The 24,331-nt window shown below is 47.3% G+C and carries 24 protein-coding genes; 13 read left to right on the forward strand and 11 right to left on the reverse strand.

Going from position 1 to position 24,331, the window contains the following annotated elements:
• Positions 1-43 precede the first annotated feature (43 nt).
• Positions 44-1,411 (reverse strand): glycosyl hydrolase, encoded by a 1,368-nt coding sequence (locus J2X05_RS10805; RefSeq protein ID WP_310072304.1) that lies wholly within the window; start codon positions 1,409-1,411, stop codon positions 44-46.
• 275 nt (positions 1,412-1,686) lie between these two features.
• Between J2X05_RS10805 and prfB the strand changes: the two genes are divergently transcribed.
• From prfB to J2X05_RS10820, 3 genes are all read left to right on the forward strand, one after another.
• Positions 1,687-2,782, forward strand: a protein-coding gene (prfB, locus tag J2X05_RS10810; RefSeq protein ID WP_310072306.1) for a peptide chain release factor 2 whose coding sequence is annotated in 2 segments (ribosomal slippage) — positions 1,687-1,758 and positions 1,760-2,782 — 1,095 coding nt in all. Because the reading frame shifts where the segments join, the coding sequence is not laid out codon by codon here.
• A gap of 66 nt (positions 2,783-2,848) precedes the next feature.
• Entirely contained in the window at positions 2,849-4,345 is a 1,497-nt protein-coding gene (lysS, locus tag J2X05_RS10815) for a lysine--tRNA ligase (protein ID WP_310072308.1), read from the forward strand.
• A 435-nt stretch (positions 4,346-4,780) separates the two neighbouring features.
• Positions 4,781-6,433: a glycosyl hydrolase family 18 protein gene (locus J2X05_RS10820; RefSeq protein WP_310072310.1), complete on the forward strand. Its 1,653-nt coding sequence runs from the start codon at positions 4,781-4,783 to the stop codon at positions 6,431-6,433.
• A gap of 92 nt (positions 6,434-6,525) precedes the next feature.
• Here J2X05_RS10820 and J2X05_RS10825 read toward each other — a convergent pair whose 3' ends face one another.
• Both J2X05_RS10825 and J2X05_RS10830 read right to left on the reverse strand, forming a co-directional pair.
• Complete coding sequence (locus tag J2X05_RS10825) at positions 6,526-7,785, reverse strand: DUF418 domain-containing protein (RefSeq protein WP_310072312.1); 1,260 nt, start codon at positions 7,783-7,785, stop codon at positions 6,526-6,528.
• A 126-nt stretch (positions 7,786-7,911) separates the two neighbouring features.
• Entirely contained in the window at positions 7,912-8,766 is an 855-nt protein-coding gene (locus tag J2X05_RS10830; RefSeq protein WP_310072313.1) for an RluA family pseudouridine synthase, read from the reverse strand.
• Positions 8,767-8,783: 17 nt separating this feature from the next.
• Between J2X05_RS10830 and J2X05_RS10835 the strand changes: the two genes are divergently transcribed.
• From J2X05_RS10835 to J2X05_RS10845, 3 genes are all read left to right on the forward strand, one after another.
• Positions 8,784-9,329, forward strand: a complete 546-nt coding sequence (locus J2X05_RS10835; RefSeq protein ID WP_310072314.1) for a YaeQ family protein — start codon at positions 8,784-8,786, stop codon at positions 9,327-9,329.
• 5 nt (positions 9,330-9,334) lie between these two features.
• On the forward strand, positions 9,335-10,213 hold the full coding sequence (gene trxA, locus J2X05_RS10840; RefSeq protein WP_310072316.1) for a thioredoxin: 879 nt from the start codon (positions 9,335-9,337) through the stop codon (positions 10,211-10,213).
• 138 nt (positions 10,214-10,351) lie between these two features.
• Complete coding sequence (locus J2X05_RS10845) at positions 10,352-11,287, forward strand: YidC/Oxa1 family insertase periplasmic-domain containing protein (RefSeq protein WP_310072318.1); 936 nt, start codon at positions 10,352-10,354, stop codon at positions 11,285-11,287.
• A 41-nt stretch (positions 11,288-11,328) separates the two neighbouring features.
• Here the strand turns inward: J2X05_RS10845 and ylqF are convergent, their stop codons facing one another.
• Entirely contained in the window at positions 11,329-12,267 is a 939-nt protein-coding gene (gene ylqF / locus J2X05_RS10850; RefSeq protein ID WP_310072320.1) for a ribosome biogenesis GTPase YlqF, read from the reverse strand.
• A gap of 22 nt (positions 12,268-12,289) precedes the next feature.
• Entirely contained in the window at positions 12,290-12,607 is a 318-nt protein-coding gene (locus J2X05_RS10855) for a hypothetical protein (RefSeq protein ID WP_310072322.1), read from the reverse strand.
• A gap of 149 nt (positions 12,608-12,756) precedes the next feature.
• On the opposite strand from J2X05_RS10855, the gene J2X05_RS10860 reads away from it, so the two are divergent.
• Complete coding sequence (locus J2X05_RS10860) at positions 12,757-14,001, forward strand: sugar efflux transporter (protein ID WP_310072324.1); 1,245 nt, start codon at positions 12,757-12,759, stop codon at positions 13,999-14,001.
• Between the two features lie 26 nt (positions 14,002-14,027).
• Here J2X05_RS10860 and J2X05_RS10865 read toward each other — a convergent pair whose 3' ends face one another.
• The 3 genes from J2X05_RS10865 to J2X05_RS10875 are packed head-to-tail and all read right to left on the reverse strand — an operon-like array spanning position 14,028 to position 16,686.
• Entirely contained in the window at positions 14,028-14,660 is a 633-nt protein-coding gene (locus J2X05_RS10865; protein ID WP_310072326.1) for a hypothetical protein, read from the reverse strand.
• Positions 14,661-14,698: 38 nt separating this feature from the next.
• Positions 14,699-15,118: a DNA polymerase III subunit chi gene (locus J2X05_RS10870; RefSeq protein WP_310072329.1), complete on the reverse strand. Its 420-nt coding sequence runs from the start codon at positions 15,116-15,118 to the stop codon at positions 14,699-14,701.
• A gap of 2 nt (positions 15,119-15,120) precedes the next feature.
• Positions 15,121-16,686 carry a leucyl aminopeptidase gene (locus J2X05_RS10875; protein ID WP_310072331.1) on the reverse strand — a complete coding sequence of 522 codons (1,566 nt, stop codon included), beginning with the start codon at positions 16,684-16,686 and terminating at the stop codon, positions 15,121-15,123.
• A 235-nt stretch (positions 16,687-16,921) separates the two neighbouring features.
• Between J2X05_RS10875 and lptF the strand changes: the two genes are divergently transcribed.
• A complete protein-coding gene (lptF, locus tag J2X05_RS10880) occupies positions 16,922-18,022 on the forward strand; it encodes an LPS export ABC transporter permease LptF (RefSeq protein WP_310072332.1) in 1,101 nt (366 codons plus the stop codon).
• On the forward strand, positions 18,015-19,073 hold the full coding sequence (gene lptG / locus J2X05_RS10885; protein WP_310072334.1) for an LPS export ABC transporter permease LptG: 1,059 nt from the start codon (positions 18,015-18,017) through the stop codon (positions 19,071-19,073). The genes lptF and lptG overlap by 8 nt, the downstream gene beginning before the upstream one ends.
• A 1-nt stretch (position 19,074) precedes the next feature.
• Here the strand turns inward: lptG and J2X05_RS10890 are convergent, their stop codons facing one another.
• Positions 19,075-19,566 carry an RDD family protein gene (locus J2X05_RS10890; protein ID WP_310072336.1) on the reverse strand — a complete coding sequence of 164 codons (492 nt, stop codon included), beginning with the start codon at positions 19,564-19,566 and terminating at the stop codon, positions 19,075-19,077.
• Positions 19,567-19,575: 9 nt separating this feature from the next.
• The gene (locus J2X05_RS10895; protein ID WP_310072338.1) at positions 19,576-20,472 is read right to left on the reverse strand and encodes an adenylate/guanylate cyclase domain-containing protein; all 897 of its coding nucleotides are present in this window, start codon (positions 20,470-20,472) and stop codon (positions 19,576-19,578) included.
• A 201-nt stretch (positions 20,473-20,673) separates the two neighbouring features.
• Between J2X05_RS10895 and J2X05_RS10900 the strand changes: the two genes are divergently transcribed.
• The 4 genes from J2X05_RS10900 to J2X05_RS10915 all read left to right on the forward strand — a co-directional run bounded on the left by J2X05_RS10900 (position 20,674) and on the right by J2X05_RS10915 (position 24,035).
• The gene (locus J2X05_RS10900; protein ID WP_310072340.1) at positions 20,674-21,009 is read left to right on the forward strand and encodes a GntR family transcriptional regulator; all 336 of its coding nucleotides are present in this window, start codon (positions 20,674-20,676) and stop codon (positions 21,007-21,009) included.
• Positions 21,010-21,182: 173 nt separating this feature from the next.
• Positions 21,183-22,064 (forward strand): ABC transporter ATP-binding protein, encoded by an 882-nt coding sequence (locus J2X05_RS10905; RefSeq protein WP_310072342.1) that lies wholly within the window; start codon positions 21,183-21,185, stop codon positions 22,062-22,064.
• Positions 22,061-22,756, forward strand: a complete 696-nt coding sequence (locus J2X05_RS10910) for an ABC-2 transporter permease (protein WP_310072344.1) — start codon at positions 22,061-22,063, stop codon at positions 22,754-22,756. The genes J2X05_RS10905 and J2X05_RS10910 overlap by 4 nt, the downstream gene beginning before the upstream one ends.
• Positions 22,757-22,820: 64 nt before the next feature.
• Positions 22,821-24,035: an acyltransferase family protein gene (locus J2X05_RS10915; protein WP_310072347.1), complete on the forward strand. Its 1,215-nt coding sequence runs from the start codon at positions 22,821-22,823 to the stop codon at positions 24,033-24,035.
• Between the two features lie 41 nt (positions 24,036-24,076).
• Here J2X05_RS10915 and J2X05_RS10920 read toward each other — a convergent pair whose 3' ends face one another.
• Positions 24,077-24,280: a DUF2934 domain-containing protein gene (locus J2X05_RS10920; protein WP_310072349.1), complete on the reverse strand. Its 204-nt coding sequence runs from the start codon at positions 24,278-24,280 to the stop codon at positions 24,077-24,079.
• Positions 24,281-24,331: the final 51 nt, after the last annotated feature.

Genomic DNA, 24,331 nt, shown 5'->3' on the forward strand with positions numbered 1-24,331 from the left:
GCCCTCACGTTTGAGGGCTTTTTTGTTGGACTTTTTTCAGCGTTCAGAAAGTTGGCAGTTCATCCAATGTGATGACATTGTTGTGATTGTAGACCTTGGTTTTGTGCGCGTTGGTGTTGTAATACTCACCCGTCCAGAAGTTATCTTTATGGGTAACACCAGCGCCCTCTGCAGTGTGTCCATCGTTCCACACCATAAACCACAGCCACCATGCGCCATCAGTTGCAATTTTATCTGGGTCGGGAATGTAACTATTTTCGCTCAGTGCAACCATTTTGTTTTCAAACGGGTATTTGCGTGCTTGTGTATAAGTGCTGATTTGCGATTTATAAGTTTTGTTATCAGTGCTGTCATAAATATCGTGGCTGACGATATCCACATATTCATCGCCGGGATACCAAGCGGCGTTTTGTCCATTCCATACCCATAACAAATTATGGAGCCCGTGATCGTTCGTCAATCGGTTGTAAATGTGTCGCCATAATAAAATTTGGGCAAAGGACTGCGGTACACCATCGGTGCGTGTACGCCCCCACCAGAACCAGCCATCACCGTTGTTACCTGACGCTTCGTGCAGCGGACGCCAGAGCACACTTACACCGGCATCATTTAGTTTTTTCAGTTCAACGGCGATTAAATCAATGCCGGCATTGATGTGGGCGAAAGCTGCGCTGCCTGTATCCAATGCGCCATCTTTAACAGGTATCTGGAAGTTGGTGTCTTTAGTATAAAACTGGGCGTCATTAACACTTGCGGTATTGAGCAATGCCGGATCGCGCCAGTGCCAGGCGAAAGTCACCAAGCCCCCCTTTTTGGCGTAATCGATAGCTTCTTGTGTTTGTTTAACGCCCTCGACCCAGTTGGCAGTCATGCCATAGTTCATAAAATCGTAACCCATTATGGCAGGGTATTTACCCGTATCAGTAAACACGCGCTCCGCCATATCGATGGAATCTTTCCAGGTTAAATCCTGCTGCCCCGAAAGGGTTTTTTGTCCCCAGATGCTCTTCAGGTAAGTGTAAATTGCCTGAGTTTTCGCATTTGCATTGGGATCGGTTGGCGCTGTACGTGTTGCTGTGACAGGCAGGCTAGTGCGGTTAGCTGGGCAGAATTTTTGAGCTATGCAGTATTGGCTATTTTCAAAACTCCAACTGCCATTATCACTGGCGCAGACATTCCACTGCTTGCCATCAACCGTGCATTTAGCAAGCGCGGCAAGGCTCGATGACGATACTTGGGATGAGCTACTTGATGCGATTGAACTGGGGGCGATGCTCGAAACAGGGGGGCTGGATGCCGGTTTGGATGCGGTAGGTTTAGATGAGCCACCTCCTCCTCCGCCACAAGCCGTTAACACTAAGGTGATACCCAGACAGATTGCACCTGTAGCAAATTTGGTTGAACTCTTCATTAGGACTCCGAGCTTATTATCATTTTGGATTATGGGGTTATTAACCAATGTAACCGGTTACTTTGTAAGTATACATACGCTAGATGCTTTCAGATAGTCCGATTAGATCTTAGCCGCAGGAAAAACTGATTTTTTAAGCGGTGCAGAGGCTTAGCTACTTGCCAGTCATCGCTACCTGCTGTGTGATTTGGCCTCAAGAGTCATCTCATGTAGAATGCGCGCCTCGCTTTTTCTGCCTGTTTCAGGCCTAAACCCAGACTAAATTGCGCATCATCATGGAAATTAACCCCTTATTACTTGCCCTTAAAGACCTGACCGAGCGCACTAATGTGCTTAGGGGGTATCTTTGACTACGATCTTAAAAAAGAGCGTCTAGCAGAAGTTGAACTTGATCTCGGCGAGCCGAGCGTCTGGGATAAACCTGAGCGTGCCCAGGCGTTGGGACGTGAGCGGGCAGCCTTGGAGATGGTGGTAAAAACCATCGATGATCTGGATAACGGCGTGCGCGATTCGCGCGAGCTGCTCGACATGGCTGTGGAAGAGGATGATGAATCCATGGTGGCCGATGTACAGGCCGAGCTGGAGCGCCTTGATAAACAATTGGGCGTGCTGGAATTCCGCCGCATGTTTTCGGGCGAGACAGATGCGAACAATGCGTATCTTGATATCCAATCCGGTTCAGGCGGTACTGAAGCGCAGGATTGGGCTGAAATTGTTTTGCGTATGTATCTGCGCTGGGGTGAAGCCAAAGGTTTTAAAGTGACGCTGGAAGAAGTGTCCGCTGGTGATGTGGCCGGCATCAAAAGCGCCACCATTTATTTTGAAGGCGAATATGCCTTTGGTTGGTTGCGCACCGAAACGGGCGTGCATCGTTTAGTACGCAAGTCACCATTCGATTCTGGCAATCGTCGTCACACCTCTTTCTGTTCGGTATTTATCTCACCGGAAATCGATGACAACATCGAAATTGATATTAATCCCGCCGATTTGCGTATCGATACCTACCGCGCCAGTGGTGCTGGTGGTCAGCACATTAACAAAACGGATTCGGCTGTACGTATTACACATATTCCAACCAACATTGTGGTGCAGTGCCAGAACGAACGTTCGCAACACGCCAACCGCGATAAAGCCTACAAAATGCTGCGTGCAAAAATGTACGAGCAGGAAATGCAAAAGCGCAACGCTGAAAAGCAGGCGATGGAAGATAATAAATCCGATATCGGTTGGGGTAGCCAGATCCGTTCGTATGTACTGGATGATTCGCGCATTAAAGATCTGCGTACCGGCGTGCAAACATCGAATACCCAAGCAGTGTTGGATGGCGATCTCGACCAATTTATTGTCGAAAGCCTTAAAGCCGGTTTGTAATTTATTTTTTGGTTAATCCCTAAATTTTTTCAGCCCTAAACCTTTTATTAATGATCAGTGAAGACTATGAGCAACGAAATCAATTCAGCACAGCCAGATGCACATGACGAAAATAAATTGATCGCAGAGCGCCGTCAAAAGCTGTCTGCGATTCGCGAAAAGGGCAACGCATTCCCTAATGACTTCCGTCGCGGTGACAAGAGCATTGATCTGCAAAAACAATTTGGCGAAAAAACCAAAGAAGAATTGGAAGCACTGAATCATGTGGTTAGTGTTGCCGGTCGTATCATGGCAAAACGTGGCCCGTTTATGGTTGTGCAGGATGGTGAAGGCTCAATCCAGTTGTATGCTGATAAAGCAGCGCAAGAAGTTATCAAAGACAAATGGGGTTTGTGGGATATAGGCGATATCGTTGGGGTTAAAGGCGCATTGCACAAATCAGGCAAAGGCGATTTGTATGTGAATTTGGAGGAGTACCAACTGCTCACCAAATCCCTGCGTCCGCTGCCAGACAAATACCATGGTCTGAGCGACCAGGAAATTCGCTATCGCCAACGCTATGTCGATTTGATTGTGAATCCGGAAGTGCGCGACACATTCCGTTTGCGTTCACAGTGCATCAGTTTTATCCGCAATTACATGAGCGGTTGTGGTTTTATGGAAGTAGAAACGCCCATGTTGCATGTTATTCCAGGCGGCGCATCTGCCAAGCCATTTATTACCCATCACAACGCATTGGATATGGAAATGTTCCTGCGTATCGCGCCGGAATTGTATTTGAAGCGTTTGGTCGTTGGTGGTTTTGAGCGTGTGTTTGAAATTAACCGTAACTTCCGTAACGAAGGTGTTTCAACTCGCCACAATCCAGAATTCACTATGATGGAGTTCTATCAAGCTTATGCTGATTACAAAGATTTGATGGATTTAACGGAAGATTTGCTGCGTAAATTGTGTATTGAGGTGACTGGCGGTACCACGCTGAAATACCAAACCAGCGAGTACGATTTTGGCAAGCCATTTGTTCGCCTGTCTATGTTTGATTCTGTATTGCATTACAATCCACAAATTACGGCAGAGCAATTAAGCAGCGTTGAAGGTGCTACCAAAGCGGCCGAAGATTTGGGTTTGAAAATTAAACCCGGCACTGCACTCGGAAAAATCCAAACCGAAATTTTTGAAGAAACCGTTGAGCATAAACTGGATCAGCCAACATTTATTACAGAGTACCCAATTGAAATATCGCCGCTTGCACGTCGTAGCGATCACAACCCGGCAGTAACTGACCGCTTTGAATTCTTTATCGGCGGGCGTGAGTTGGCGAATGGTTTCTCTGAGTTGAACGATGCAGAAGACCAGGCTGAGCGTTTTATGCAACAAGTGCGCGAGAAAGATGCCGGTGATGACGAAGCAATGCATTACGACGCTGACTTTGTGCGTGCACTGGAATACGGTTTGCCACCAACAGCGGGTGAGGGCATAGGTATCGATCGCTTGATTATGCTCTTTGCCAATGCACCGTCAATTCGCGACGTATTGTTGTTCCCGCACATGCGTCCGGAATAACGATCGGAAGTGAAAGTAGCGCCTTCAGGGCGCTATTTTTTTATCTGTACTTTTCTATGCTCCGTCTTGGTATCTTCGAATAAAAAATATTGGTTCACGGTTCGACTTTTTTTATAGCGTCAAAATGTTAGTTTGTTCGTGTTTTTATACGGTAAATGCTTGCATTGCACAAAAGATATACTTATTCTCAGTGACAGTCGCTTGTCTTGATTTAAGTTTGTCCTCCCGCCCGTACCGGAAATTTCCCCAGATATTGATGTTCCTTTTACCTTGCTGGTTTCTGTGTATTTGCAAATGACAACGTTGACAATAGCTGACCGGCGAATATAAAAAGGTTTTAGCCTTATGCAACCGCCATTGACGGTGAGAGATTTTTGTTGCGATTCGCCAACCCCGTTTCCTTAACTAACGATAATGAAAGGATAAATAACGTCGATGAAAAAAATACTTTCACTGGGTGCGCTACTCAGCGTTTCCTTAGCCTCAATGGATGCCTTTGCCGTAAGTTGTGCTGGTTTGCCACAATGGAATAGCAGCAGCGTTTATACCCAGGGCAATAAGGTCCAACATTTGAATCGTGGTTATACCGCGAATTACTGGACCCAAGCGAATAATCCGACCACTTCATCAGGACAGTGGGCACATTGGACCGACAATGGTGTTTGTGATGGCGCTACCTCCAGTGTTGCTCCAAGTTCTGTGGCCCCAAGCAGTTCACGTTCTTCAAGCTCTCGCTCATCAACACCAAGTTCAATAGCGCCAAGCAGTGTTTCATCATCAGTTGGCAGTGTTGGTTCTTGCCCTGCCTTTGTTGCGGGCACTAGTTATGCTGCCGGTGCGGTGGTGATTAATGCCGGTGGTGCTTACACCTGCCAGGTTCCGGGTTGGTGTTCATCAACGGCAACTTGGGCTTACGCACCAGGCACGGGTACTTATTGGCAACAAGCCTGGACTGCCGGTGGCAATTGCCCGGGTACCAGTGCATCCAGTGCGAGTACATCTCGTTCCAGTTCCAGCAGCTTGGTACCGTCATCGGTTAGTTCATCCAGCGTGAGTACATCGCGCTCCAGTGTTTCATCAGCAAGCAGTAGTTCCGTAGCGCCGAGCAATGGCAGGGAATTGGTAGGCTATTGGGAAAACTGGCATTGGCCGTTGGAAGTACCAGCGACAATTCCTAATTACACTGTATTGAATATTTCATTCCCTTCAATCAATGCCAATGGTTCGCTCTATCTTGGTAATGATGGTGGCGTGCAAAACAATCCAACCGCAGAACAAATTTCTGCAGCAAAAGCCGCAGGCAAAAAAGTATTGCTGTCGATCGGCGGAGCTAATGCGACTTTTGTACTGAACAACCAAACGCATGAAGATAATTTTGTAAACTCTTTCATCGCGATTAAAGATCAGTTTGGTTTGGATGGTATTGATATCGATACCGAAAAAGGTTTGCATACCAATCCAAATGCGCAAATTAGCCAAACCAGCCCGCAATATTCAGCGGATTATCTGGTGCGTGCAATCAAGCGTTTGAAAGCGCGTTATGGTGCGAACTTCCTGCTGACTATGGCTCCTGAAACTGCACACACCATAGGTGCGAACCTGCCCAATAACTGGTTGGGTCAATACAACTGGGGTGTTTATTTGCCACTGATGAATGCATTGCGCGACGACATCAGTTGGATCCAAATGCAGTACTACAACACCGGTTCTATGCCAGGCAAAAATGGCCAGTTCTATAACTCTGCAACGCAAGACGGTTTGGTGGCTTGGACAGAAGCGCTGATCGAAGGCTTCCCAATTGGTAGCACAGGTGTAAGTTATCTGGGCCTGCCTGCTAACAAAGTGGTGATCGGTTTGCCAGCATCTACTTCACCCGCTGCAGCCGGTAGTGGTTATACCAATCCTACTGTTGTGAAAGCGGCAATACGTTGCTTGCGTTCCGGTGATTGCGGTAGCGGCTACAAACCAGCAAAAACCTATCCAGATCTGCGCGGTGTGATGGCATGGTCTACGTGGGAAGATGGTTTAACCGGTTATGCTTTCTCGAATGCTCTGAAGGCTTGTGCGTTGAATAATCAATGTAACTGATAGCGTTAGATCGCGAGTAAAAAATCCCCACTGGCCGCGAGGCTAGTGGGGATTTTTTATGTAGATCTTGGTGAATAAAAAATTTCGAATGGTTAATTTTTATTCAGCTTGATTTCAACTCTGCGGTTATAGAGCGGTTGCCATTTTAAATCTGTTGCTGAACGCCACAGCCATTCGATAGGTCCATAGCTGAAATATTTCAGCCACCAACGGCAGATCAAAATTTGTGTGGTGAAAATCGCTATGCATAACAGCGCATTCTGGCCTGGGCTAGTCAACGTAAATAAGCCAAGGCCGATGTTAAAGAATAAAAATACACCGATAACTGATTGGCTCAGGTAAACACTCAGTGCCATTTTTCCAACGCTGGCCAGAGGGCTTAATCGTGCTTCCCACTTAGGCTTTAGAATTAATAGGCTAATGCCGGTGATATAGATCAGTGTAAGGCTGGTGTTGAAAATTTCCAGAATAAACCCGCCTATCCATCCTGCAAATGGAGTATTTTGCATATCAATCTTTAATGCAAAAGTGGTTGTGCCGAAAGCTATTCCTACTAAAACGGTTATCAGTAATATCCATCCACTTCTTTTCAAAACCTGCTTAAAGCGCGCCTGATGTTGATCTATATTAACGAACCACTGCATACGCCCAGCAAGCATGCCTAGTAAAAAGAAACCAAACGTAATAAAACCGCGACCGCTATTAATCTGGTAGGTAAGCTTTTCCGTTACTGCATGGATGTTATGCTGGATCATTTGAGCAAAATTGCTGTTTTTAATGATTTCATAATATGCTGCACCTGCAGTTTTGTGATCTTCCTGAATCAACTGCAATTGATCGCGTAGTAGAATGGAAATTAGTTCAGCGCATTTAGTTGGGATATTTAATACTAATAACGAACCCACAATCAGCAAGGTTTTATTACTTAGGTTGCGAAAAAACAGTAGCAAAAACCCGAGCGGAACATAAATTGTTAAAATATCAGCGCGCCAAAAAATGTGGTGTAACGCACCTATAACACCCAATATGGCCAAGCGCCAGCCGAAACGTGTCAAGACTGGCTCATGGCGTTGGACAAGCCCTTGAATCTGGATGTGGAAACTCAAGCCAAATAAGAATGAAAAAATCGCAAAGAATTTACTAAGTATAAAAATCATGTAAGTCCCTATTGCGATTCCGCTCCCTAAATCTTTATAAAGTTGATAAGTCTCTTGAGGCAACGGACCGCCGGCATACCAAAAAATCATATGCGCGTAGAGAATTCCAAACAGTGCGAAGCCACGCAGGACATCCAGAGTGACTATGCGATCCATTTTATGAATGGGATGGGGGGAGGGTATAGATGCTGTCATGGGAGATTCCTTGCGCCGACGATGGTAATTCGATCATGAAAATGACCGGTTATTCAATTTCGCATTGATAAGACTGAATGTTTTCCGGTTTTGGATTCACCAGCCTTTACTATTTTTAATCAATCGTTATTTGAGCTGCAATTCCTGCGGTAATTCTACAATTACCGGCTGTTTGGCATTGGGGCAAACAAACTCCAATCGATAAGCCAGCAATTGCAAACCCGAAGGGGATTTGGTGCCGTAAAGTTTGTCGCCCACAATCGGGTGGCCGATATTGGCAAGGTGGCGGCGGATTTGATGTTTGCGGCCGGTTTCGATATGCACATCCAGCAATGTTTTATTGTTTTCCACGCGAATTTTTTTGATATGGGTAGTGGCGGATTTGCCATCCAACTCCTCATTCAGAGTGAGCCCTGTGGTGGGGACATCGCAATCATCCACTACCCACGCCTGATAAAATTTGCGCATATCGCGCGCTTGGAAGAGAGTGGATAATTTTGCAGCGCTTTGGCTATCGTGCGCGAGGATAATGAGCCCCATTGCATCAGCATCCAAGCGGTGTACTAAAAAACACTCGCGTTGCCGCTGCCCTTCATTAGGTTGGCCATTCACTTCAACCCACCGTAAAATGCTACAGTGGTCGCCCCATTGGGAACCCTGCGAGAGCATACCAGCGGGTTTGAACCAAATGCTGTAATTGCCCCCGTCATAAATCAGGTTGGCGCTTTCAGGTTTGCGTGCAAGCACCTGCTCATCGTAAAAAAACTGGATTTTAGAACCCTTGTACAACACTTTGGTGGCGCGACGTAAACGCAGTGTTTTGCCTTTGAGTGTCCACCAGACGGCGCCTTTATTCATCGCATCTTTAATGCGCTGCTTGGATAGCCCGGTGCCTTCGGCCAACAAATCCAATGCGGTTTGCTCGGCTTGGGTAACAGTGAATTCGAATTTTTGCGGTATTTCAAATGAAGTATCGGACATTATTTAGCTTTAAATAAGTGAGAAAAATTGTGGCAGTGAAGGCAACTATTTATAAGGCGAACCTGAGCTTGTCGGATATGGATCGCAATGTGTTTGGCGATTTCAACCTGACCGTCGCCCTCCATCCCTCTGAGACTGTTGAGCGCATGATGGTGCGTATTCTAGCCTTTTGTTATCGCGCTGCGGAAAATTTAACCTTTACTAAAGGCCTATCCTCCATGGAGGAGCCGGATTTATGGTTGAAGCACGATAACGGCACTATCCTTGAGTGGATTGAGGTAGGGCAGCCGGCACCGGATCGCTTGAAAAAAGCATCGGGCCAAGCGCAAGCGGTGAAAGTGTTTAGCTATGGCCGCGGTATGGATGTCTGGTGGAAAACCAACAGCGCTGCCATCCGTGCCTTGCCCAAAGTGAGCGTCCACCATTTTGCTGCGGATGAATTACAGGCCCTGACGGCATTGGCAGATAAAACGATGAACCTGACAGTCACAATTACCGAAACTATCGCCTATGTTTCCACGGCGACTGAGAATGTGGCGATTAGCTTGCGTGAGATGGAATAACCCCTATGAAAACTCCAGAAATGAATGCTCCCTTATTAGCGATTGTTGATATAACCCTCGAAAACGCTCAGCAGTTTTTAATTGATGAATCCTTTAATCGCCCGGTGGTGATTGATTTTTGGGCGGACTGGTGCGGCCCCTGTAAAAATCTAATGCCGATTTTGGAAAAACTCGCCAACGAATATGCCGGTGCTTTTTTACTGGCAAAAGTAAATGCTGATGAGCAGCAAATGATTTCATCGCAATTTGGTGTGCGCAGTTTGCCCACGGTGATGGTTATGCAAAATGGCCAGCCAATTGATGGTTTTACGGGAGCATTACCCGAAATACAAGTGCGTGAATTACTGGCCAAATACTTACCCAAGCCCTGGGAGGCGCCGCTTAACCAAGCGCAAGCGCTGATGGCTGCAGGAAACTTTACCGATGCACTTCCGTTGTTGCGCGAAGCACACGATGCATCGCAACAACTGGCGAGCATTGCGCTCTTGATGGCGCAATGTCATCTCGAACTTAACCGCATCGACAATGCTGAAGCGATTTTATCGGCAATCAAAATAGTCGATCAGGATGCGCATTACGAACAATTGATAGCGGAAATTGCACTAAAAAAACAGGCCGCAAAAACGCCGGAGCTGGCCGCGCTGGAAGAAGCTTATTCGCAATCGCCACAGGATTTAACGGTACGCTATCAACTTGCGCTGCAATATCATCAGGAAGCCCAATATCGATCTGCGTTAGAACATTTATTGGAAATTATTCGCACGGAGCGTAATTTTGCTGAGGGGGAAGCGCGTAAAACCTTTACTGCAATTATCGCGGCTCTGGGCAAGGCAGACCCTCTGGCGATTGAATTCCAGCGTAAGTTATTTACTTTGCTTTACTAGGCTTTACCTCCCGGCAAATGGTCGCTGCCACCAAAAGTGGGTACACTGGAACATCTGTAAAAAAACCGTAATGTGAGAGTCCCAAGAGGGCCTGACCTTAATGGCGGTCACCGTGCTGCTAGAGGATTAAGATACACAATGAGTAAATGCTATTCCCTGATCGCATTCCTGGCCATATCTGTGGCTTTGTTCGGGTGTGGCAAGTCCAACGAGGCTGAGCAACTGCCGGTATTTTGTAAGCAGGATGGCTCGCGTCTGTATATCAAGCAGGGCAATATCAGCATGGAGGTAATGCCCAAAGTTGCCGCGCGCGTTTCCTCGCTTAAATATGATGGCCATGAAATATTGGTGGGCATTGCTGATCCGGATCAAATCACTGATTGGGGAACTGTGTTCTGGTCAAGTCCACAATCAGAGTGGAGTTGGCCTCCTGTTGAGACCTTGGATAGCAAACCCTACACGCTGGGCTCACAGGAAGACCGCTTGGTTTTAACCAGTGATATCGATAAAAAAACCGGCTACCAATTTACCAAAACCTATATGCCAACTGGCGATGACCGCATCTCGGTCACTTATCGAATCACCAATCACAGTGACCACAAAAAAAACGTAGCGCCTTTGGAAGTGACACGTTTGCCGCCGTCGGGTGATTTGTTTTATCCGCGTGGTGATACTGATCCCATTAGCGGTATTTTTTATCCATTGGATGTGCAAAATATTGATGACCTGACTTGGTATCACTATGACGCCAAAAAAATTCGCACTGACCATCACAAAGTCATGCAAGATGGCAAAGAAGGTTGGGTTGCCTATGTTGATAAAGGTTATTTGTTGGTTAAAGAGTTTGCTGATAATCCACCTGCAGCAATTGCTCCCGGCGAGCGTGAGATAGAAATATTTACCCACGTTGAGCATATTTTTATTGAGATGAAACAGCAGGGCGCATCAGTGGCTTTGGCACCGGGCGAGCATTTGGATTGGACGGTGGTTTGGCATGTGAAAAAATTGCCTGAGGATTTAGCTAAAAACCCAGAACCTGCCGCGCTGGCAACTTATGTTCGCAGCTTGTTGTAAAGGGATGTTGCGATTGAAATTCTGATGCAAAAAATCGCCGCTTAGCGGCGATTTTTTTTGGTTTTTAAACGGCGGATGCGATCAGCTTCTTCTTTTTCGATGCGTTTTTTCTCATCGTCTGCTTTGGCTGTTGCCACTTCCAGTTGCGTCATTTCGGGAGTTTCCCAGCTGATCGGCCCGAGTAGTCCTGCGCGCAATTCGGTGATCAGTATTGACGATACTTTCTGGATTTCTACTCCGCCACCCTTGCGGGTACAGCCGCGTTTTATGCCGATAGCATCCAGTAACTCCACATCTGATTCCGGTAGCTCATCCAAACCATAACGCTTTTTTAGCGCATCCGGATAGGCTTTTAATAGATACTCGGCGGCATAGAGTGCGATGTCGGCATAATCAAACACTGTATCTTTTATCGCCCCGGTAATTGCCAAACGATAACCACAGGAGGGCGGCGATAATTTCGGCCACAAAAATCCGGGTGTATCGGTTAATAAGATACCGTTTTCCAATTTGATTTTTTGCTGTGCTTTGGTCACGCCCGCTTCGTTACCGGTTTTGGCAATTACGCGCCCAGCCAGAGTATTGATGATGGTGGATTTACCGACGTTTGGAATCCCCATAATCATCGCACGTGCGGGGCGAACATCGCGCTGGCGTTCGCTGACTAAACTGGTGCACACATTTAATAAGTTGCGAATTTGATCGGGGCGTTGTTGGCTCACCGGTAGCGCTTTTACGCCCGCTTCCTGTTCCATTTTTTCAACCCAGAGTGCAGTAATCGCCGGGTCGGCCAAATCCGCTTTGTTGAGCAATTTAATCAGTGGCGTGTCGCCACGCAAACTAGGTACCAGAGGATTTTCACTGGAGAAGGGGATGCGCGCATCGATAACTTCAATGACCACATCCACATGTGGCATTACTTCCGCAATTTCTTTGCGGGCCTTGTGCATATGGCCGGGGAACCAATTGATTGTTGACATGTTTTACTCAAAAAGAAATTTTTTAAAGCGTATCCAGTTGCTCACTGGAATCGAAATGATGCAGCAACAAGCATTCATCATCGGATTCGCCTTCGCAAATCACCACCGAAACCGGGGCAATGGTTGCGCCGTAAGTGGCATCTTTATATAAGCACGCGTTCAGTGCTTGCCAAAGTGGTGCAGGGAACTCGGTGAAAAAATTAAAGCTCAGATAGAGTTTGCCTTTTTCTTCAATCGCATCCACCTCCGGTGAGCGAATGGCGCGCACGCGCTGCAGAAACTCTTCGCGGTTAAAGTCGCGGCTGTATTTGGGTTGGATTTGAATGCTGATGCATTGCATGGTGGGGTCTGTCCTCGGGTGCAATTGTGGCGATTATACAGAAAGCGCGCTCTGATCACCCTTAATAAACTCGGGGTATATCCATCATGTCGCTGTTAAGAAGCATTAATCCTCATAACTCCCCATTTTGGCGGTAACCGGTTTCAGCTATGATGCGGTTTCGTCTTTTCCCTGCGGTAAATTCTGTGTCCTCTCCCTTATTTCGCCCCATTGCATTGGGCTTATACCTGTTATTTTTTACTGCCGGCGTGGTGGGGGCATTGGTACTGCCGACCTTTAGCTTGTTTCTGGCCAAAGAAATCGGCGTGCGTCCGCTGTTGGTGGGTTTGGCGTTTGCGGGCATCGCCCTCGCAAGTATTGCATACAACCATTGGTTGGGTCATTGGTCGGACAAGCTGGTAGATCGCCGTCCGTTAGTCGTGTTTTGTTGTTTGCTGGGAACCTTGGCTTGTGTGATTTTTGCATTGTCGCGTAACTATTGGCTGGTGGCTTTTACTGCGATTTTTTTACTCAGTTTGTCGATGGTGTCTTTCTCGCAAATCATGGCTTACAGCCTGGATTATGCGGAGGCTGAAGTTCCTGTCGAACGCATTCCCCTGTTCAACGCTATTATGCGCGCGCAGATTGCATTCGCTTGGGTGGCGGGGCCGCCCGCCGGCTTTTTACTGGCGACCTATTTTGGTTTTGATGTCAGCTACGGCATTGCAGCAATCTTGTACGTCTTCGTTGCCGCTGCAAGTTTTAAATTATTGCCGCGGTTACCCAAAAAAAATAAACCGGTTAATGCCGCCGGTGAGCAGCTCGCGCTATCGCCTTTATCGCCAATGATTAAGCAATCGCTCTGGTTGTGTGCGATTGCATTTTCGTTGATGTGGGGGGTGAACAATGCCTATCTCATTAGTTTACCTATTCATCTCAAGGATAATTTGCACATCGAAGCGCAGTGGATGGGGTGGGTGATGGGTACAACCGCCGCGCTGGAAGTTCCGTTTATGTTATTGGCTGGGCATTATGCCAGCCGATTTCGTTTAATTAATCTAATTCGCTGTGCGGGTGTTGCGGCTCTGCTTTTGTATGTCGGCGTTTATTTTGCGAGTGAATTGTGGCACTTATTTGTGCTGCAAATTTTCAATGCGATTTTTATCGGTGTGTTGGCTGGCTTAGGTGTGTCGGTAATTCAGGATTTGATGCCGGGTCGCTCAGGTGGCGCTTCAGCGCTTTACACCAATACCACTCACGTGGGTAATCTGTTGAGTAGCTTAATGGTGGGTTTAGTGGCAGATTACTATGGCTACCATCAAGTGTTTGTAGTCAATATCCTGTTGGTTTTTGTCGCTATTTGGGTGTTTGGCAAGGTAAAAAGTCCGCGTGAATTAGCGGCGACTAGCAGTTGAAGCAGCGATTAGTAAATCGCTGCGGTTCAATCTTCATCTTCATTTAATAACTTTTCCAAATCCTCCACGCTCATTGCAAATAGTCGGTGGCGTAATTCGCGCTCTATTTGCGGCATCATGCTTAGCATTACTTCTTCCACTAAATATTGACGCGGCTTGTTGGTTTTGTGTGCAATATTTTTGGTGGAACTAATAATTTTTTTCGCAGTTTCGTATTCAAATAGTGGTGGCGGATTATTTCCGTGCAATCGCTCGCGAATGTGTTGCGGTAAAAAAGGATTTTCGCCGCTGGCTTTGGCAAGGGGGCGATGATCTGTGTGCATGCCTGACTGTGTTGTGCCCAGGTGCGACGCAAAGCCGTGCTTTTTGTGATCCTGTAATGATGACGTTGGTTCATGCGGTTTGGTTGTTGTATCGAGCTGTTCAGCAATTTTGGTTAGCGTCGATTTTGGTTCGTCAAAGAGCGAACCTTGGCCAGGTAAAACAGAGGCATGACGATTGATAAGCACGGGTGGCTCTGCGTGGAATTCCTCATCGAGAATTTCATCTTCACCTTCCATATCTTGCAAAATAGGAATGTCATCCTCTTCCAATAATAATCCTTTTATCGATTCCAGCTCCTGCAATATTTCGGCTTTGGTTTTATTCGTATTGGCCATGATGCTTACCTGTTAATCGCCTTGTCTGTGCGCGCTTATCACAATTTGCGCGTTTCAATCGGATAGCCTCGGCTTTTGTAAAAACTGAAACGCTCGCGGCTGGATTGCAAACTCTGTTGTTCCTGGATTACCACTTCACTTAAACGCTCGAAGCGGCTGAAGTAGGGTGGCGTGGTCTTGCTCAAGTTAAGCAATAAACCTTGATGATCGCCAGCTTCCGGAGTGAAGGTGATCTCTACTGGCGCGGGTTTGCCGCCATTTATCAGTTGGTGCGGGATAAAACTTTCCGGCTTGAACGTCCAAAGCAATTCATCGAACGCACGTGCTTCTGCTTCACTGTCCATCGCCACCAATACCCGCATGCCCATACGCTGTACTTTGTCGATCAAGCGGCAGGCAAACAACCAGCGGGCTTCGCTGGTTGTTTCCGGCAGTATGTAAAAATCCACTTGAGTCACGATTAAACCTGATTAAGCAAGTACTGTACTAACATGGTGACCGGGCGGCCGGTTGCACCTTTAGCGCCGCCAGAGCGCCAAGCTGTACCGGCGATATCCAGATGTGCCCAAGCAAACTTTTTCGCAAAGCGTGAGAGGAAGCAGGCGGCGGTGACAGCGCCAGCTTCGCGACCGCCGATATTGGCGATGTCGGCAAAGTTGCTATCCAATTGTTTTTGGTAATCGTCCCACAATGGCATATGCCAGGCGCGATCGGCGGATTCTTCACCGGCTTTCAGCAGGGATTTAGCAAGCTCATCGTTATTGCTGAACAAGCCAGTCGCGTGGTTGCCCAGTGCGATAACACAGGCACCAGTGAGGGTAGCGATATCGACAACGGCTTTTGGTTTGAAGCGCTCGGTATAGGTGAGGGCATCGCACAACACCAAACGGCCTTCGGCATCGGTATTGAGGATTTCAATCGTCTGGCCAGACATGGAGGTGACTATGTCACCCGGTTTAGTGGCGCTGCCATTGGGCATATTTTCCGATGCGGCGATCACACCCACTACGTTGATCGGCAGTTGTAATTCCAGCAGGGTCTGGATGGTACCCAGTACGCTGGCGGCACCGCACATATCGTATTTCATTTCATCCATTGCAGCGCCTGGTTTCAGGCTGATGCCGCCCGTATCAAAGGTGATGCCTTTACCCACTAGCGCGATTGGCGCCTGCTTTTTACTGCCGCCTTTGTATTCCAGCACGATGAGTTTGGCGGGTTGGTCGCTGCCAGCGGCAACTGACAGGAGTGAGCCCATGCCCAATTCTTTCATCTGTTTTTCTTCGAGGATATTTACACTCAGTTTTGACTGCTTGTTGGCGAGGCGCTTCGCTTCGCTGGCGAGATAAGTCGGTGTACAAATATTACCCGGTAAATCGCCCAGTTCGCGCGCCAGATTGACGCCTTTGGCGATAGCTTGGCCGAGCAGCAGGCCTTTGGTTGCGCCAGCGGTTTGGGCTTTGGTTGCACCAAAAAATACTTTCTTTAGCTGCAAGCTAAGTTCGGCCGGTTTGCTTTTGAGTTTATCGGCGCGGTAATCCAGCAAGCTCAGACTTTCTGCGACTTGGCGTGCCTGCCATTCGGCATCACGCTGGGCAACACTGACGTCAGCCAGTGCGATAGTGATTTCGTTGCAAGTTGTCGCGCGCAGTGCGTCGCTGATTTTTTGTACGGCACGGCGATAGTTATCGGCACTTACATCACCATCTTTTGTTGCGCCAAAACCCAACACTAGCAGGCGCTCTGCGGCTATGCCTTGTGGATTTAATAACAACAAGCTTTGCCCCGCCTTACCTTGAAATCCCTCGCGCTTGAGCAGTGCCTCCAATTGCTGTGCATCGGCAGCATTGATCGCGCTGGCAGATGGCGAGAGTTTTACCCCTTCATAACTGGCAACTACCAAACATTGGGTCACTTGTTTGATGGGATCGATCGCTTTGGTTGAGAACTGGATCAGGCTGGTTTTGGTAATGGCGGATTTGGCAGTCGCAGGTTTGGCAGATTTTGCAGAGGCTTTGGCGGCGGTCATAGAAAGTCCTTGGTAAAAAAAGCAGTGAAAAATTCGCTCAAGACAAATCGGGCGCGGTACGTGATAATGCCACAATTTGCGCGGTGCATGGCGGCAAAATTCGGTGAAAAGCTGAACCTTATCGCCTACCACAAGTCACTAGTCACAACTGTACAATCTATCGGTAAAAGCGGCAGACCCTATTGGGCACATTTTGTACATGCAGTAGCCAATGTCGAATGACAGGATTATCACTTTGATTATTTTTCGTTATCTCTCGCGGGATTTGTTGATCACCAGTTTGGCAGTGAGCGCGATTTTGCTCACCATCTTTCTCTCGGGAAAATTCAGCGATTACCTCGATGATGCCGCGCAAGGCAAGCTTGCTGTAGACGTGCTTTTCACCATCATCGCCTACCGCATGCCCGATTTGCTGGAATTGATTTTACCCCTGGGTTTTTATCTGGCGATTCTGCTTGCCTATGGGCGCATGTATATCGAAAGTGAAATGGTCGTGTTATCGGCGACTGGCATGAGTCAGTGGCAATTGGTGCGCATTACCTTGGTGCCTGCTGCATTGGTGGCCTTGGTTGTCGCGGCATTTAGTTTTTGGTTGAGCCCTCTAGGTGCCCAACTCACTGAGCAAGTTCTCGCGGAGCAGCGCAATCGCAGCGAGTTTGAAAGCTTGCAGGAAGGGCGCTTTCAGGCAATCGGCCAGGGGCGCATCATGACTTATGTTGAGCAAGTGAGCGATGACAATAAGCGTTTGGAGCAAGTATTTGTTGCCCAACAAGATGGCCAAACCAATTCTACCATTGTGATCGCCGAAACCGGTGAGCAGGCGTATGTCGCGGATTATGGCCAGCGTTATTTGGTACTGCATAATGGGCATCTCTACGAGGGACGCCCGGGTACCAGCGAATTTAAAATCACAAAGTTTGAGGAGTGGGGTAGATACCTTCCACCTACAACCAGTGAAGCAGAGTTTGAAAGTGAAGCTGATGCAAAAACGACAGCCGAGTTATTTGCTGCGAGAGATTTGGAAAGTAAAGCTGAGCTGCAGTGGCGTATCTCTATGCCCTTAATGGTATTAATTGCTACTTTGCTGGCGGTGCCTTTGAGCAAGACCAATCCGCGTCAAGGGCGCTACCTGAAAATGTTGCCCGCCATTTTGATTTACATTTTTTATCTCGCCTTCTTGATCAATGCCCGCGGAGCAATCGCCGAGGGTGATCTGCCTGTGTGGTTGGGAGTGTGGGTGGTACATATTCCTTTTTTGGTCATTGCTCTTTTGATGTTGAATTGGCAGGCGCTGTTGCAGTCGCGTAATAAATCGGTGAGGGCTGCCCATGTATAAAATTACGGCTTACATATCGCGCACGGTTTTTTATGCAATTGCCATGACGTTGCTGGTATTTATTTCATTGGATTTTATTTTCGGGTTGATTAGTCAGCTGGAAAAAGTCACAGAGACTTACACGGCATTGGAAGCTTTTTATTATATGTCGCTGACAGTGCCGCGCCGCCTTTACGATTTGATTCCATATGCGTGTTTGATCGGTTGCCTTGCTGGCTTGGGGTTGCTCGCAAGTACCAGTGAGCTGGTCATTGTGCGTGCAGCGGGGGTATCGGTAAAACGCATTGCCTGGATTGCCCTGCGCCCTGCGTTAATCTTTATCGCGATCGCTTTATTGTTGGGCGAATTTGTTTCGCCTTATACAGAACAAATGGCAGAAAATCGTCGCCACTTTTTAAAATACAATGTGACCCAGCAGGCACCACAAAAAGTATGGAATCGCGAAGGCAATGAGTTTATGTATGTGAGTGCCGTGTTGCCTAATGGGGTTATTTACGGCTTGACTCGCTATAAGTTTAACGACCAACATCAATTGGAGTCTGCCAGTTTTACTAAAGAAGCGGTTTATCGGGACGGATATTGGCAAGAAAAAGATATCTCTATTACTTATATGGAAGAGGCCAGTGTGCGCAATGAGGCGTTGGCTGATCGCCGTTGGGAGACGCCGTTGACGCCTAACCTGTTCAATATTTTGGTATTGGCACCGGAAGATATTTCTCTGCGCAATCTACATTACTACATCAATTATCTTGAAGTACAAAATCTTACTGCGAGTAATTACAGTTTGGCATTTTGGCAGAAAATATTGCAACCGCTTGCGTCTGCCAGCCTGGTGCTAATTGCTATTTCTTTCGTATTCGGCCCACTGCGTAGTGTGACTATGGGGCAGCGGATTTTTACAGGGGTTATTTTTGGAATTGTTTTTGCGTTGCTGCAACGCTTACTGGGGCCATCCAGCCTGGTATTTGGTTTTCCTCCTGTTATTGCCGTAATGATTCCTATTTTCCTGTGTATTGCGTTGGGAGTTTATTTGTTGAACAAAGCGCGCTAAATTATTTTTTTTCCTTGCTCAATAACAGCGTGCGTGTTTTGCTGATTTTATCGTGCAGGGTTTGGCGCTCGGTGTTGGCGTACATCAACCAATAGCCGGCGCCCACCAAGCAGAGTGATATTGGCGCGCAGAGAAAACGAATAATACATTGTGCATAGCTCGGGCAATTCAGGTTATCGCTATTTACGATTTTCATCCGCCAGGTTTTCATTCCCAATGTTTGGCCGGATTTGTGCCAGAAATAACAAAAAAATAATCCTATAGTCAAAATCCAGCCAATAAAAACGACTGCACCAAATATTCCCCAGGTGATGCGTTCCCCTGTCTCGGGTGCGCCCTTAATGGCCACGTTAATTCCCGCCACAATCGCACCATACAAAATACTGAGCGCCATAATTAAGAGTGAGTCATACACCATGGCAGCAAAACGGCGCATCAGGCTGGGCGTGGAGTATTCAATTGTTGTTTCGATATTCATGGAGGGATTGTTCATGTTGGAGGGTCACACTTTAAAATGCAGCGCCCAAGGCGTGCTGGCAGTAGCGGTTTGGCCAAGGCCAATAAACCCCCGGCCTTGTAACGGCAATTCTTCGCGGCGCAAATAAATAGGTTCTTGCTCATCCACGTAGACATAGGTGCCGTTGGTGGAGTGATCGACAAGTACATATTTGCCGCGGCGAAATTCAATATGGCAGTGCTCGCGCGACGCCAACTCAGTTTCGATCAACAATTGTGCTTTGTGCGGGTCGCGTCCAATGTGAAAGGGCGTCTGTTCTGGCAGTAGCGAAATAGTGCGGCCATTCACTACCAATTCCAGCTGGAAATTATCGACAAAACGGGTGACATCATGAATCGGCATCACCATAGTCGCGCGGTTGTCTTTACCTGAATGTTCCCACTCCAGGCGATAAATCAGTGTTTTCTCGGTTTCACCTTTGATGTTGATACGATCAAACATCTGGCAATCGCGGCGCAGTGCATTATCCATTGCATCCACAACGGATTGGGTGATCACGATCTGGTTGGCGCGGGCGATGTGCGCCACGCAAGCCGCATCGTTAACCCTATCGCCAAAAACGTCATTGGGTGTGATGAGTACATCGCCATAGGCAATGCCGATACGAATTCCCAAATCTTTCAGTCGAGGCTCTTTAATGCTGCGCTGCTGAATCGCAATGGCCGCTTCACACGCTTGGTTAACCAAATCAAAGCGCGCCATGATTTCGTCACCAATGGTTTTCACCAACGTGCCCTCATGCACTATGGTCAGCGCCGTCATAAATTGCACGGCGTCATCAATCGTCGCTTTAGCTTGTTCATTACCCACCCGCTTATATAGCGCCGAACTACCGGAGACGTCGGCGAACATAATGGCTTGTGTTTGGCTGCGTTGATTCATGCGATCCGTGACTTATGGTTTGACGGGCGGGTGCTAATGATAAGCACTTTGAAGGCGGATGCCTATACGGGGAGTTTAAAGGGCTATTGGCTTTTCTGGTTGCGCACTGTGTATATCTGTGTATACTGTGTATATAGTATATATACAGATGGGGTTTGCGTGACCGAGGCATTATTTCTTTCGCAGAATGACAGTCGGCCCATGTATCTGCAAATCATGGAGCAGATCAAACAAAAAGTGCGCGCGGGCGACTGGCCTGCGGGGCACCCCTTGCCCTCAATCCGCGAGTTGAGTGTGTCAACCCAGGTGAGTGTGATTACGGTTAAGCGCGCCTATACCGAGTTGGAAATGGAAGGCGTTATTGTGACTCAGCCAGGGCGCGGATCGTTTGTGGCCGATGTGGTGGATGTGCAAAAAACGCTGCTTGAAGCGGAGTTGGAAAAGCATATCGCCAGTGTGATTAACACTGCACATGTGTTGGGATTAAGTGATGGCCAAATTGTAGCGCTGGTAAAAAAAGCATTAATTGGGAGTTAGTTGTTATGCAATATTTTTTAGGAGGATTAATGAAAAAGCTAATTTTTATTCAGGTAGTTGCTGGTGCTTTTACCTTGCTAGGTATGAATGCAAATCTCAGTGCGGAAAATTTACCCCGATAAGAAAGTGTCGAAAAAATTTGATTACCAATTGCCTGAATAAGAGACGCAATCATGCAAAACGCCATTGAATTTAATCAGGTTTGCAAGCGCTATCCGGAGTTTTATCTGGATCACCTTGACCTGAAATTACCAACCGGTCAGGTGATGGGGTTGGTGGGTGTGAATGGTGCAGGTAAATCCACCGCCTTGCGGTTGATTATGGGTTTGATCCAGCCAGACAGCGGCAGTGTAGATGTATTGGGTTATCGCCTGCCTGAGCAACAGGTGTTGGCGAAAGAAAATATTGGTTACGCCGCTGAGGATATGCGGTTATACGGCGCAGAAAATTTGCGTTGGCATATGCAATTTATCCAATCGATTTTCCCCTCTTGGGACCCGCTCTATGCCGAGCATTTGCTAAAACGGTTCGATATGAATGCCGAGCAAAAAACCAAAGGTTATTCGCACGGACAGCGGGTTAAAGCCAGTTTAATTTTGTTGTTGGCAAGGCGCCCGCGCTTGGTGATTTTGGATGAGCCTACCACAGGGCTTGACCCTGTTTCGCGCTACGAAGTTCTGGCTGAATTGGCGGAAATCCTGCGCGATGAAAATCGAAGTGTTTTATTTTCCTCGCACAGTACCCAGGATGTAGAGCAACTTTCCGATTCGATTACCTTTTTACACAAGGGTAAAACGCTAGCCTGTCAGGATAAGGAAACCTACATCGAAGGTTGGCGCAGGGTGTTGTGTTCGGGCACGCTCAACCAGCCGCTGGATTTGCCTGGTGTGGCGGAATTTAAGAGCAATGGCTCCCTGCATGAAATTAAAATCAGGGGCTTTGAAGATGCAATGCTGGCCAGAATTCATGCACAAGGGTTACAGATATCCCAAGTTGAGCGCATGACCCTGGAACAAATTTTTATCGCGAGTGTAAGGGAGGTGGCTAAACAATGAATTCGATAGCGAATCGTGCGGTACTCAATATGCCGGTCATCAAACAGCTGGTGTATAAGGATTGGTACTTAAATCGAAAATTATTGGCAGTCTATGTAGGCGGCGGAATTTTTTCGTTGAGCATTATCAGTTTGGGCGAATGGCAATTTTTTATGGGCGCCATTATGTTTATTACCATGCTGGTGGCCATGGGTAATCATCAGTTATCTGTCACCATGATTAACGAGCGCAAAGAGCAAACCTTAGCGTTTGTAATGAGCTTGCCGGTGTCGCCAGCTGATTATGCCATGGCGAAATTTTTATCGAATATGGTGCTCTTTTTTGTCCCCTGGTCGCTGTTGGTGTTGGCCACAACAATTGTGATTTTGCTTACGCCCTTGCCAGACGGATTGGTCGCTTTTACCTTGCTGGTCTGTGTGCTTATTGCAGTGAATCATTGTATTTGTTGGGCGGTGACCATGGCGACTGAAACTGAAGGCAGTTTTTTGCTGGTGATGATCGGCCTCAACTGTTTGTTAAACCCTGCGTTATATCTTCTCGCCCGATCCCCCAATATCGGTGGCCATAATTTGAATGGCGACGTCGTCTGGACGACTACAGCAACCCTGGTGTTGTTGTGTGAAATCCTCGCCATTGTGTTGTTGTTGGTTGGCACATTGTATTTCCGCTCGCGCAAAAAAGTTTTCTATTAGTCCTTTGATTCGAGCCTGAATTTGCATCAGGCAATTCCCAAACAACTCGCATGAGGTGGTCATTATGAATTCCACAGAGCACTCGCACGCCAATAAAATGGTGCGCCCCTATGAAATTGAACGTTTGCATTACCTGGATAATTTGCGCGCGTTAGCGATGATCGGCGGCGTTTTTTTTCATGCCATGCTGGCTTACAGCCCCGCATTACATAATCTTTGGTTGACGGCAGACCGCGAGCAATCGGTTATTATCGATATTGTCGCATGGTTCTCACATCTGTTTAGAATGCCATTATTTTTTGTCATCGCCGGCTTTTTTGTTGCCTATCTGGTGAGCAAGCGCGGTATGCGCGGCATGCTGTTTAACCGTACTAAGCGCGTGTTGTTGCCGTTTATTATTTTTCTTCCACTGTGTTTGTGGGCGATAGTGGCGTCGCTAATGTCTGCAGTGGCGACAGTTGAGCATAAGTCACCGTTTCTACAAATGGTCGCACAGGCTATGGCAACGCCGGGTACTCCACCGCCACCTTTTTCCACTATGCATTTATGGTTTTTGTATAACCTGATGTTTTTTTGCGTACTGACCTGGGTGTTTAGCTATATCAATTGGTCACATTTATACAAGCTGTTTAGTGCAATCAAACCGCTACCATTTGTATTGTTGTTTCCGCTCTTGCTGATTCCGGGTTTGCTATTGGTTGAATCTCCTTTTCCTGCCCCTGACAAGTTATTACCACAGCTGTGGGCTTTTGGCTTTTTTGGATTGTTCTTCGCGTTGGGCTACTGGATTTTCAGCACGCAGAATTTTATCGATAGATTCCAGCCGTATTACATCGCCCTGTTTATGGCGAGTCTGATCCTGTACGCCGCCTACTATTTCTTTATACCCAAAGAGTTTACCTTTCCATCAACACCCTTTGAGTTTCCGCAGAATATTATTGTGAAATTATGCGAAGCCTATATCTCTGTGTGGATGACACTGGTGTGCCTGGTTGCAGGAAAACGCTATGTAAATTCCCACAGTCGCACCATGCGCTTTTTCTCCGACAGTTCCTATTGGATTTATATTATTCACTTGCCGTTATTGTTCGCAGTGCAATACCAATTGATGGATAAAAACTGGGGCTTGCTTGCCAAATACAGCGCATCAGTCGGCATCACGTTATTAATAGGTGCGGTGAGCTACCTGTTGCTGGTTCGCTGGACGCCGATTGGTTGGATGTTGAATGGGAGGAAGAGGGCGGTTAACAAAACTGAAACCGTCGCGATGACACAATAAATCCGCAATGTCGCCGGGTCATCAAAATTGCTCGCCAGTAATTATGTTTGATCCGGCTGTTCAGGTTCTGTATCCCCTTTGTTTTCATAAGGGTTGGTGGATTTGTTTGATCCAGTATTTTTATTTTTTTGCTCTGCGACCATTTTGGCTGCCAGTTGCCAATGTTTGTCCGACTGCCCGCTGGGTTTCCCTTCTGATACCCAAATATAATAAGCCAGCTCGCGTATCTCATGGTCGCTAGTCATAGCGTAACTCCTAAAAATTAGTGAGCTCCTCTTATAACAGTCATTAAAGTA

The sequence above is a fragment of the Cellvibrio fibrivorans genome, assembly GCF_031457055.1.
Lineage (GTDB): Bacteria > Pseudomonadota > Gammaproteobacteria > Pseudomonadales > Cellvibrionaceae > Cellvibrio > Cellvibrio fibrivorans.